This is a genomic window from Cellulomonas septica, assembly GCF_012396155.1.
In the GTDB taxonomy this organism is placed as follows: domain Bacteria; phylum Actinomycetota; class Actinomycetes; order Actinomycetales; family Cellulomonadaceae; genus Cellulomonas; species Cellulomonas septica.
The window spans coordinates 1-3,769 of sequence record NZ_JAAXOY010000340.1; the positions used below are offsets into that span (position 1 = coordinate 1).

The window sequence follows — 3,769 nt, forward strand, 5'->3', positions numbered from 1 at the left end:
CTCGCCGACCTCGTCGCCGCCGCACCGGCACCCGTCCCCGACACCGAGCCCGACCCGGCGCAGGCCGAGGCGGTCGCGGCGCTCACGGCCCGCGAGCGCGACGTGCTCGCGTGCCTCGGTGCGGGGATGTCGAACGCCGACGTCGCCGCGGCGCTCGTCATCACGGAGTCCACCGCGAAGACGCACGTCAGCCGCGTGCTCGCGAAGCTCGGGTGCGCGTCGCGCGTGCAGGCGGCGCTCGTCGCCGTCGAGGCGGGCGTGGTCCGCGACTAGCCGGCGTCGACTGGGACCGGCACGCGTCGTCCGCGACCAGCGGGCCCCCTTCTCCGACCTGCGGGCGTCGCCCGCCAGGAGTCGCGAGGCGACCCGGCCGGTCACGCGTCCGCCCACGCCTCCCGGGCCGTGCGGACGGTGCGGCCGATGCGGGCCGACTCCTCGATCGCGAGGCCGAGCAGGTGGTCCTGGCAGCCGTCGGCGAGCGGGTACGGCGGCGGGCCGTCGCCGCGCACCCACGCGCCGGTTCCGGCGAGCAGGGTCGCCGCCGCGACGTCGTCGTCGGCCAGCCGGGCGCCGTCGAACGGGTTCCGGTACAGGACGCGTCCGTCGAGGCTCACGTGCTCCAGGTCGAACCCGTCGAGGTCCTGCTCGACGCCGGACATGCGCCGGACCAGCGACGACGTCACGACGGTCCGCTCGTCGACCCACCGCGTGAGGCGGTCGTCGACGAGCTCGCCGTGCGAGCCGCGGACCACGATCCGGTTGGTGCGCAGGGGGTTGTGCCACTGGTTCTCGGTGAAGTCGTACAGCGCGGTGCGCCCGCCGCCGAAGTCGAGCGTCGCGAGGATCGACCAGCGGTCGCGCGGCTCGGTCTCGCCCGTCCAGCCGTCGCGGCTCCTCGGGTCGAGCAGCGGTGCGGTCGTCGAGACGGCGTGCACGTCGACCTCACCGCGTCCCGCCCCGAGCAGCCGCCGGACGAGGCCGACCGCGTGGTACAGGTGCGTCGACGAGATCTGCACGCTCGTCGGCGTCCCGAACAGCCCTTCGTCGACGAGTGCGATCCGCGCCTGGTGCTGCGGCATCGACGGGCTGTGCTCGGCGACCTGGACCAGCCCGGACGCGCCCACGTCGGCCCACAGCGCCCGCAGGCCGTCGGCGTCGGGGGCCGGCGGCGTCTCGGCGAGCACGGGCACACCCAGCCCGACGAGCTCGCGCGTCGCCTCGGGGGTGACGGGCCACGGCACGGAGACGACGACGAAGTCCGGCCGGTCGGCGACGAGATCGGGGATGGTGCGGACCGTCGGCACCTGCCACGCCCGCTCGACCTCGGCACCGCGCTCGGCGGTCCGCGTCACGACCCCGACGCACCGGAACCTGTCCGGCATGAGCCGCGCCGCGCGGAGGAAGAACTCTGCGCGCCACCCGCTGCCGACGACCCCGAACGTGACCGGTCCACCGTTGCCCATGCGCCCGCCTCTCCGTCGACCCGGAACGCCCGAGGCTAACCCGCCCGCACCTCCTCGGCGCGCGACCCGGGCCCGGGTACCGCTCGGGTGCGACCGACGGTCCTCGTGCCCGGGTCGACGGCGACCTCGCGGTCAGGCGCGCGCGGCGCGGAACGTGTCGACCAGCGGCACGGTCGGGCGGCCGACGAGCGTACGCAGGTCCGCGGTCGCGTCGGCCAGGTCGCCGCGCGCGATGCCCTCGTCCATCGTCAGCAGGAACCCGATCGTGCCCTCGTCCAGCCCCGCGCCCTCGAGGATCGCCCGGTGCTCCTCGGGCGACACCGCGCGGTGCTCGACGGGCCGGCCGAGCGCCTCGGCGGCGGCTGCCGCGAGCTCGTCGTGCGTCCACGCGACGTCGCCGCTGAGCTCGTAGACGTGCCCGTCGTGCCCGTCGGTGGACACGACGACGGCGGCGGCCTCGGCGTAGTCGTCGCGCGGTGCGGAGGCGACCCGTCCGCCCGCGGTGCTCGAGACGACGACGCCCGTGGCGGCCGCCTGCTCCAGGACGGGCAGGTAGTTCTCCGAGTACCAGTTGTTGCGCAGGACCGTCCACGTGAGGCCCGACGCGCGCAGCACCTCCTCGGTCGCGCGGTGCTCGACGGCGAGCGGCAGGGGCGTCGTGTCGGCGTGCGGGGCGCTCGTGTAGACGACGCGACCCACGCCCGCCGCGGCGGCGGCCTCGATCGCGCGCGTGTGCTGCGGGACGCGCTGACCGACCTCGCTGCCGGACACCAGCAGGACGACGTCGGCGCCCTCGAACGCGGCGGTCAGCGTGGCGGGGTCGTCGAAGTCGGCGACGGTCGTGCGGACCCCGCGCGCGGCGAGGTCGGCGAGGCGGTCGACGGACCGGCCCGTCGCGACGACGTCCTGCGCGGGCACGCCGCGGTCGAGCAGGCGGTCGACGACGAGGCGGCCGAGGTGGCCGGTGGCTCCGGTGACGACGATCGACATGGTGGTCCTCTCGGTGGCCCGGTGGCCCGGGCGGCGGGTGTGTCCTCGTCGTCAACCGGGCCTCGTCGGTGCACCTTCCCGTCCGGAGGTACCCACTTCGACGTAAGGTACGGACGTGACGGTAAGCAACGAGGTCAGCGTGATGGACCGGCTCCTGACGGACGGCGTCCTGGCATCGGCGTGCCCCAGCCGGGTCCTGCTCGACCACGTGACGAGCAAGTGGGGCGTCCTGCTGCTGGTCGCGCTGTCGGAGCGGTCGATGCGGTGGGGCGAGCTCCGTCGGGTCGTCGAGGGCATCAGCGAGAAGATGCTGGCCCAGACGCTGCGGACCCTCGAGGCCGACGGCCTCGTGCACCGCGAGGTCACGGGCACCGTCCCGCCGCGCGTCGACTACTCCCTCACCCCGCTCGGCGACGAGCTCGTCGCGCGCCTGCTCCCGCTCATGGCGTGGGTCGCCGACCACGCCGACGCGATCGTCGGGGACGCCGCGACACGCTGAGGGCGAGCGCACGTCACCGGCGCGGTGGCTGCGGCGCCCCCGGTCGAGGTGCGAAGGTTCCGTCCACAGCACCGCCGCTGTCGTCGAAAGGGCCCCGCACCATGTCCGTCTCCGCCGTCAACGTCCCGGTCGCGCTCGTGCGGTTCGCGATCGCCACGCTGGCGCTCATCGGGACCCACGAGATCTGGCTCGACGGCGACCTCGACGGGCTCGTCTACTTCACCAACCAGTCGGGCCTGATGCTCGCGGTCGTGATGATCTGGGCCGGGTTCGCGTCGCTGCTCGGTCGCCCGCAGCCGCCCGCGTGGCTCAAGGGCGGCGTCACGCTGTTCCTCGCGATCACGGGCCTGATCTCGTACTTCGTGCTGGCGCCGGAGGCCGCCGACGCCCCGGCGGTCGCGTTCGGGCTGACGTCGGGCACCATCGAGCACGAGATCACGCCGATCGCGGCGTTCCTCGACTTCGTCCTGCTCGACGCGCACCGCCGGCTGCGGCTGCGGCACGCCGCGTACTGGCTCGGCTGGTTGCTCGCGTACTGCGTGTTCGCGACGGTCCGCGGGCTGGTCTGGGACCTCGGCTACCCGTACGGGTTCATCGACCTCGGCGAGCTCGGCTGGGGCGGCCTCGCGCTGAACGTCGCGATCTACGGCGTGGGGTTCTACGTGCTGGGTCTCGCCCTGGTCGGGATCGACCGCGTGCTCCCCCCGCGCGCACTCCTGGGCCGGCCGGCTCCCGACCGGCCCCGCGCCACGGCCGACTCCGCCGACGCGCCGGTCCACGCCTGACGGGACGACACGCCGGGCGACCCGGGCGGGCG

At 75.0% G+C, this 3,769-nt stretch carries 5 protein-coding genes; 3 read left to right on the top strand and 2 right to left on the bottom strand.

Annotated elements, in window-relative coordinates:
• Positions 1-273, top strand: a 273-nt coding sequence (locus HGA02_RS12800) for a response regulator transcription factor (RefSeq protein ID WP_168679334.1), incomplete at its 5' end; no start/stop codon positions are given.
• Positions 274-374: 101 nt separating this feature from the next.
• Here the strand turns inward: HGA02_RS12800 and HGA02_RS12805 are convergent.
• The gene (locus tag HGA02_RS12805) at positions 375-1,463 is read right to left on the bottom strand and encodes a Gfo/Idh/MocA family protein (RefSeq protein WP_168679335.1); all 1,089 of its coding nucleotides are present in this window, start codon (positions 1,461-1,463) and stop codon (positions 375-377) included.
• Between the two features lie 132 nt (positions 1,464-1,595).
• Positions 1,596-2,453 carry an SDR family oxidoreductase gene (locus tag HGA02_RS12810; RefSeq protein WP_168679336.1) on the bottom strand — a complete coding sequence of 286 codons (858 nt, stop codon included), beginning with the start codon at positions 2,451-2,453 and terminating at the stop codon, positions 1,596-1,598.
• A 115-nt stretch (positions 2,454-2,568) separates the two neighbouring features.
• Here HGA02_RS12810 and HGA02_RS12815 point away from each other — a divergent pair, with 115 nt between their 5' ends.
• Together HGA02_RS12815 and HGA02_RS12820 are read left to right on the top strand one after the other, a co-directional pair.
• Positions 2,569-2,952 (top strand): winged helix-turn-helix transcriptional regulator, encoded by a 384-nt coding sequence (locus tag HGA02_RS12815; protein ID WP_370520944.1) that lies wholly within the window; start codon positions 2,569-2,571, stop codon positions 2,950-2,952.
• 101 nt (positions 2,953-3,053) lie between these two features.
• The gene (locus HGA02_RS12820; RefSeq protein WP_168679337.1) at positions 3,054-3,737 is read left to right on the top strand and encodes a Pr6Pr family membrane protein; all 684 of its coding nucleotides are present in this window, start codon (positions 3,054-3,056) and stop codon (positions 3,735-3,737) included.
• Positions 3,738-3,769 lie beyond the last annotated feature (32 nt).